The sequence below is a fragment of the Actinosynnema sp. NPDC059797 genome (genome assembly GCF_042732085.1).
GTDB lineage: Bacteria > Actinomycetota > Actinomycetes > Mycobacteriales > Pseudonocardiaceae > Actinosynnema.
In genome coordinates this window covers 1-6,932 of sequence record NZ_JBHWIE010000363.1, presented here as the reverse complement: position 1 = coordinate 6,932, position 6,932 = coordinate 1, and the positions used below count along the sequence as shown (strand labels likewise).

Here is a 6,932-nt window from a genome sequence, read left to right as displayed (position 1 = left end):
CGCGACGACCGGGCGTCGTTCGCGCGGCTGTCCGCCGCGATCGCCTGCCGCTCCGTCGTCTTCGTCGGCCTGGGCGCGTTCCTCGCCCTGCACGCCCGGCAGCAGGTCGGCGGGACGACCGCGGTCGCCACCGCGGCCCTGTTCCTGTTCTACGCCGGCGGCGCGGTCGGCACCGTGCTCGGGGGCCGGCTGTCCGCCCGGTTCGGCAGGCTCCGCGTCGTGCGCTGGTCCTACGCCCTGACCGCGCCGGCCGTCGCCGGCGTCGTGCTCGTGCCCGGACCGCCGCTCCTGCTGTTCGCGGCGGTCACCGCGGTGGGCCTGTCGGTACCGTTCCCGCTGCACATCACGCTCGGCCAGGACTACCTGCCGCGCCACCCCGGCACCGCGAGCGGGGTGACGCTCGGCCTCGCGGTGAGCGTCGGCGGCGTCGCGGGACCGCTGGTCGGCGCGCTCGCCGACGCGACCTCCCTGCGGACGGCCCTGGTCCCGCTGATCGCGCTGCCCGCGCTGGGGTGGCTCTTCCTCCGCCGGCTGCGCGAGCCCGACCGCCCGGTGGAGGTGGCGGTCCGGGCGTAATCCGGGTGCGCCGACCCCGGCGCCCGACCTACCCTGGGGTCGTGATGCAGCACCTGTTCTTCCTCTGAGGGACGACGCCTCCACCGGTACCGCGAACCGCCGTACCGGACTTCGCCCTTCCCGCTCATCACCTCTCGCGGAGGCAATTCCCCATGTCGTCCCAGCTCTCGCCCGCGCTCGTGCGCGCGGCACACGTCCGCGCGTCGGACGTCCACGTCTCCTTCGGCGGACGGCCCGTGCTCGTCGGCGTCGACCTCGTCGCCGCGCCGGGCGACCGGGTCGCCGTGGTCGGCGAGAACGGCCGCGGCAAGTCCACCCTGCTCCGGGTGCTCGCCGGCGACCTGCCCGCCGACCGCGGGCAGGTGCGCCGCGCGGGCTCGGTCGGGGTCGCCGACCAGCAGTTGCCGCTCGGTCCCACCGCCACCGTCGGGGACCTGGTGGACCTCGAACTGGCCGCCGCGCGCGCCGCCCTGACCCGCCTGGAACGCGCCGGCGACGCGCTCGCCGAGGGCCGTCCCGGCGCGGACGACGCCTACGCCGCCGCGCTCGCGGAGGTCGAGGCGCTGGACGCGTGGGACGCCGACCGGCGGGTGGAGGTCTCGCTGGCCGCGCTGGACGCGGTCACCGACCGCGCCCGCCCGCTCGGCGCCCTCTCGGTGGGGCTGCGCCACCGGGTGCGGCTGGCCTGCCTGCTCGGCGCCGGGCACGCCGTGCTGCTGCTCGACGAGCCGACCAACCACCTCGACGCGGGCGGGCTCGACCACCTCACCGAGCGGTTGCGCGCCCACCCCGGCGTGGTCGTGCTGGTCAGCCACGACCGGGCGCTGCTCGCCGACGTGGCCACCACCGTGGTCGACCTCGACCCGTCCGACGACGGCAGGCCGCGGGTCCACGGCGGTGGCTACGCCGCCTACGTCGAGGGCCGCCGCGCCGAGCGCGCCCGCTGGGAGGCCCGCCACGCCGAGCAGGTCGCCGAGCGGCAGCGCCTGGCCGACGACCTGTCCGCGGCGCGGAACCGGCTGCGCGACAACTGGCGGCCGGACAAGGGCCACGGCAGGCACACCCGCGCCACCCGCGCGCCGGGCCTGGTCCGGGCCGTGCGCCGGCGGCAGGAGGAGCTGGCCGCCCACGTGGTGGCGGTGCCGCCGCCACCGACCCGGTTCGCGATGCCCGACCTGCCCGGCCACCCCGGCACGACCCTGCTGCGGGCCGCCGCGGTGACCGTGGCCGGCCGGCTCGCGCGCCCGGTCGACCTGGCGCTGGAGGCCGGGGACCGGCTGGTGGTGACCGGGCCCAACGGCGCGGGCAAGTCCACCCTGCTGGCGGTGCTGGCGGGCGACCTGGAGCCGGGCGCGGGCGAGGTCACCCGCGCCCCGTCGGCGCGCGTCGGGCGGTTGGGCCAGGAGTCCGACCCGCCGGGCGGGCGCACGGCGGCCGAGCTGTACGACGAACGGCTCGCCCGGTCGGGTGAGCCCGGCCCGGGGCTGGGCGAGCTGGGCCTGCTCGGCGGCCACGACGCCCGCCGGCCGGTGTCCGAGCTGTCGGTCGGCGCCCGGCGGCGGCTGGACCTGGCCCTGGTGCTGGCCGACCGCCCGCACGTGCTGCTGCTGGACGAGCCGACCAACCACCTGTCGGCCGCGCTCGTCGACGAGCTGACCGCCGCGCTCGGGTCCACCCCGGCCGCGGTGGTGATCGCCACGCACGACCGGCAACTGCTGCGCGACACGGCCTCCTGGCCGCGGCTGGCCCTGTGAGACCGGGACCGTCCACAGCGGAACCGCGGTTCACCCGCCGGCGAACCGGAATTCGAGCAGGCAGCGCTGGTCGGTCAGCTCGGTCACGCCGTCGAGGACCAGGCCGTGCGGCGCGGCGAGCGCGCGGAACTCGTCGAGCCGGCGCTCGCGACCGCCGAAGATCACGAGCATGGCCAGGTCGTACTCGCTCTCGGCCCGCAGCCCGCCGACCGCCTCGACGACCAGGACGCGCCCGGACGGCTGGGCGGCCTCGGCGCAGCGGCCCAGGACGAGGTGGGCGTGCTCGTCGTCCCAGTCGTGGAGGATGTCGACCAGCAGGTAGGCGTCGGCCCCGGGCGGGAGCGGGTCGAAGAAGCTGCCCGCCGTCACCCGCGCCCGCTCGTCGAGGCCGTGGGCGTGGAAGGTCCGGCGGGCGCCGGCGGCGGTCTCCTCGAGGTCGACCAGGTGGCCGCGCACCCCGGGGTGCGCGGCCAGGATCGCGGCGAGCAGGCCGCCCCGGCCGCCGCCCACGTCGACGACGGTGCCGAACCGGGACCAGTCGACGCCGGCCACGAACCGCGGCAGCTGCTCCCGGAACCGGTGGGTCATCTGCCGGTCGAACGACTCGCGGAGGCCCGGGTGCTCCTCCAGGTCGGCCCAGAAGTCCCGCCCGTAGTGCTGCGGGTAGGCGGCCCGGCCGGTGGTGACGCTGTGCGCGAGTTCGACGAAGGCCAGGTCGGCGCGCCCGCCGGCGGCGTCCAGGTGCAGGCGGTCGACCAGGCCGTTGCCGGCGTCGGCGCGGAGGTTCTCGCCGAACTCGCTCGTCCGGTGGCCGGTGGGGGTGCGCTCGACGACCCCGAGGGTCACGAGGTGGTTCAGCAGGAGCCCGAGCGCGACCGGGTCGACGCCGAGGTCGGCCGCGAGTTCGCCGGTGGGGGAGCCGTCGCCGAGCAGCCGGTCCGGCAGGCCCAAGGTCACCGCGACCCGGAGCGCCATCGGGGTGGCCAGCCCGGCCATGCGGAGGATCGCGTGCGCATCGTCTTCTACCACGTGAACCGACTTTGTCAGGCGTGTCAACGGGAATTCGGCCGCGTCACCCGAACGGGACCGGCAGGTGGTGTCTCGATCAGGTGAGGCCCCCGGTGCGGATCATGACCCCCATGACCAACGCCCCGACCGACCGGCGCGAACAGTTGGTCGCGCTGCTGACCGTCCACGCCATGACCGACGAGCAGGCCCGCGAGCACGACCACCCGCTGATCCGGGCGCAGGCCCGGATGGAACCCCAGAACCGGCGCGTGGCCGACATGTGGCTGCTCAACCGCCTGACGGTGCGCCACCGCGAGCTGGGCTGGCGCGGCACGCCGCCCACCTACACCGAGGTCCTGGCCTACCGCGCGGAGCAGGCCGAGGCCGCCCGGGAGTCGGAATCGGCCTGAGCGGTCGCGCCCGGACCGCCGGATGCCGCGCCGGTGGGCGGGACGGCCCCCGCCCACCGGCGCCCGCGTCACGGCGTCGTGGTGAAGACGACGTCGACCCAGAAGTTGTGACCCGTGCTGGTCCTCGGGAACGCCGGGTAGCCCTGGATCCGGCCGGACATCCCGTTGGGTTCGGCGGGCGCGACGAGCTGCGGCGTGGTGACGCCACCGGACCGGAAGTAGCCGGTGTTCTCGGAGTAGTTGCCCTGCGTCGTCTCGTACCAGGCCAGGTAGGTCGTGCCCGCCGTGACCGGCACCGGCTCGGCGAAGGTCAGCGACTGCCACCCCGACGTCGTCTCGTCGGTGAAGTCGGCGGAGGCCAGCCCGGTGCCGTCCGGCAGGGACAGCCCGCCGACGTGCCGGCCGCCGTTGGCCGCGGACTTGTGGTACTTCACGCCCGTCACGAAGCCGTCCGAGGTCGGGGTGAAGGTGACGCCGAGGGTGATCCCGCCGTAGTAGGTCTGCTGCGGCACCTGCGGTATCGACGCCTCGCTGAACAGCGAGCACGGGCACGGCGGGTTGCCCGTGGTGTAGGACCACGTGGTCGTCTCCGCCGACACGTTCCCGTAGAGGTCGCCCGCCCGCGCGGTCGCGGTGTACGTCGTGCCGCGGACCAGCGGCGCCGCCGGTGTCCAGACCAGGGTGTGGTTGCCGTTCGCCCGGGTCAGGCTCCCGCGCATGGCCACCCCGCGGGAGTCCCGCACATCGAACGTCGAGTCGACCGCGCTCACCTCCTCGTCGTAGGTGGCGGTGAGCGGCGCGGCCAACCCGACGTCCGCGCCGCCGTCCGCCGGCGCGTGCCCGGTGTTGGCGGGCGGCGTGACGTCCTCGAACGGCGTGAGGTCGACGTCGACCCAGTAGTTGTTGCCGCTCCACGAGCGGTTCGGGAAGCCGCCGCCGGGCATGAAGACGCCGGCCTGGCCGCGCTCCGCCGTGCTCAACGGGCCCGAGACGACCGTCGGGAGGTTGGTGAAGTAGAACTGGTTGACCGAGTAGTGGCCGTTGGGCGCGGTGTAGGAGGCGACGTAGGTCGTGCCGCGCCTGATGGGCACCGGCTCGGTGAAGGTCAGCGTCTGCCAGCCCGTCGCGGTCTCGCCGGTGAAGGTGCCGGTGGCCAGCCGCTCGCCGGTGGCGGTCCACAGCGAGCCGGTGTGGGTGCCGGTGTTGCCCTCGCCCTTGTAGAACCGGACGCCGTTGACCCAGCCGCCGCGCGCCGCCGAGAACCGGACGCCCAGCTCGTACGTGCCGCTGTCGTTGGCGGACGGCGTGGTCGGGACGGTCGCCTCGCTGAACAGCGAGCACGGGCAGGTCGCCTCGGACGTGGTGTTGACCGGCCAGAGGCCGGTCGACCTGTCCATGGCGTTGCCGTTGACGTCGGCGGCCTCCACGCGGACCCAGTAGCGGGTGCCGGGTGCGAGCGTGCCGTTCGGCCGCCACGTCAGCGTCTTCAGGTCGGCGGAGAAGGTCGTCGTCCCGTGCAGGACCGCGTTCCCGCCGTCGGCCATGGTGACGATCGCCGACCGCGGGTCGACGGCCTCGCTGAACCCGAGCGTCACCGCCGGGTCCAGCGGCACGCCCTCGGCGGTCGGGCCGGGGGTGCGGGTGTCGAGCGTGGGCGGGGTGGTGTCGCCGTTGGCGCCGGTGCGGTAGACGACGTCGACCCAGTAGTTCGACGCGAGGTGCCCGGTGGTCGGGAACCCGCCGCCGTAGCGGAACACCCCGTTGGGACCCTCGGGACCGTCGACGAGGGCGATGACCGGGCCGTAGGCGGACTGGCCCCCGAAGAAGCGCTGGGAGGCCGGGTAGTGGCCCTCGGGCGCGAAGTAGGACGCCACGTAGACGGTGTTGGGCTGGACGGGCACCGGCTCGGCGAAGGTCAGCGTCTGCCACCCGGCCGTGGTCTCGCCGGTGAAGGTGCCGGTCGCGAGCCGTTCGCCGGAGGCGGTCCACAGCGAGCCGGTGTGGGTGCCGGTGTTGCCGGGGCCCTTGTAGAACCGGACGCCGGTCACCTCGCCCTTGCCGGCGAACCGGAACCTGGTGCCCAGCTCGACCGGCCGCGGGTCGTCGGAGGAGGGCACGAGCGGCGCGTCCAGGTCGCCCCACAGCGAGCAGGGGCACCCCGCCACCCGGGGCCTGCCGGTGGTGAACCGCCAGGTGTGCGTGGCGGTCCGGTTGCCGGCGGCGTCGCGGACCCACACCGACGCGGTGATCGCGACGCCGGTGGGCAGCGGGTGGGTCGGGGTGAACAGGGCGGTCTTGCCGTTGCCGGACAACGAGGTCGTGCCGCCGAGCTGCCCGCCCGAGCCGGCGAGCGCGAGCGTGAACCCGATCAAACCCGGGTCGAGCAGCTCGTCGTAGGCGGCGGTCACCGAGGCCCACGGCGCGACGCTCGTGGCGCCGTCGATCGGCGTGGTGCCGATCAGGTCGGGCGCCCTGGTGTCCGCGCCCGGTTCCGGCGCCCACACCACGTCCACCCAGTAGTTCGTGTCGGAGAAGCCGGTGTCCGGGAACCCGCCGCCCGTGCGGAACACGCCGTTGGGGCCGTCGACACCGGTCTGGAGGCCGGTCAGCGGCTCCAGGTAGCGGGACGAGCGGGCGAAGTAGTCCCGGTCGTGGGAGTAGTGCCCGTTCGGGGCGAAGTAGGAGGCGACGTAGGTGGTGTCCCGGGCGACCGCGACGGGCGCCGGGAAGACCAGCGTCTGCCAGCCGCTCGCGGTCTCGCCGCGGAACGTGCCGGTCGCGAGCCGTTCGCCGGAGGCGGTCCACAGGGAGCCGGTGTGGGTGCCGGTGTTGCCGGGGCCCTTGTAGAACCGGACGCCGCGCACGTACCCGTCCGTCGTCGACCGCCACTTCACGCCCAGTTCGAGCGCGGCGTCGTCCGCCGCGGCCGGGGCGGTGGGCGCGTCGGAGTCGGACCACAGGCCGCAGGGGCAGGTGCGGGCCGCGACCGGGGTCTCCGCGGCCGCCTGGCCGATCGCGTTCCGCGCCGCGTCGAGGGCGCGGACCCGCAGCCGTGCGGACCCGGAGCCCGTCGGCGTGAACGAGTGGCTCCACGTCGCCTGCCCGACCCGCCACGTGGCCGGCGCCCACGTCACGCCGTCGTCGGTGGAGCCCTCGACCGCGACGACCGGGCCCTCGTCGGTCA

The 6,932-nt window shown here is 75.4% G+C and carries 5 protein-coding genes; 3 read left to right on the top strand and 2 right to left on the bottom strand.

Annotated elements, in window-relative coordinates; genetic code table 11:
* Both ACFV4N_RS37115 and ACFV4N_RS37110 read left to right on the top strand, forming a co-directional pair.
* Positions 1 to 576, top strand: a 576-nt coding sequence (locus ACFV4N_RS37115; RefSeq protein ID WP_499677348.1) for an MFS transporter, incomplete at its 5' end; no start/stop codon positions are given.
* Positions 577 to 728: 152 nt separating this feature from the next.
* Positions 729 to 2,330, top strand: a complete 1,602-nt coding sequence (locus ACFV4N_RS37110) for an ABC-F family ATP-binding cassette domain-containing protein (protein WP_499677347.1) — start codon at positions 729 to 731, stop codon at positions 2,328 to 2,330.
* A gap of 30 nt (positions 2,331 to 2,360) precedes the next feature.
* On the opposite strand, the gene ACFV4N_RS37105 is transcribed toward ACFV4N_RS37110, so the two are convergent.
* Positions 2,361 to 3,326, bottom strand: a complete 966-nt coding sequence (locus tag ACFV4N_RS37105; RefSeq protein ID WP_499677349.1) for a methyltransferase — start codon at positions 3,324 to 3,326, stop codon at positions 2,361 to 2,363.
* 143 nt (positions 3,327 to 3,469) lie between these two features.
* Between ACFV4N_RS37105 and ACFV4N_RS37100 the strand changes: the two genes are divergently transcribed.
* Positions 3,470 to 3,748: a hypothetical protein gene (locus ACFV4N_RS37100; RefSeq protein WP_499677346.1), complete on the top strand. Its 279-nt coding sequence runs from the start codon at positions 3,470 to 3,472 to the stop codon at positions 3,746 to 3,748.
* Positions 3,749 to 3,816: 68 nt separating this feature from the next.
* Here ACFV4N_RS37100 and ACFV4N_RS37095 read toward each other — a convergent pair.
* A partial coding sequence (locus tag ACFV4N_RS37095) for a DUF4082 domain-containing protein (protein ID WP_499677345.1) occupies positions 3,817 to 6,932 on the bottom strand: 3,116 nt, incomplete at its 5' end.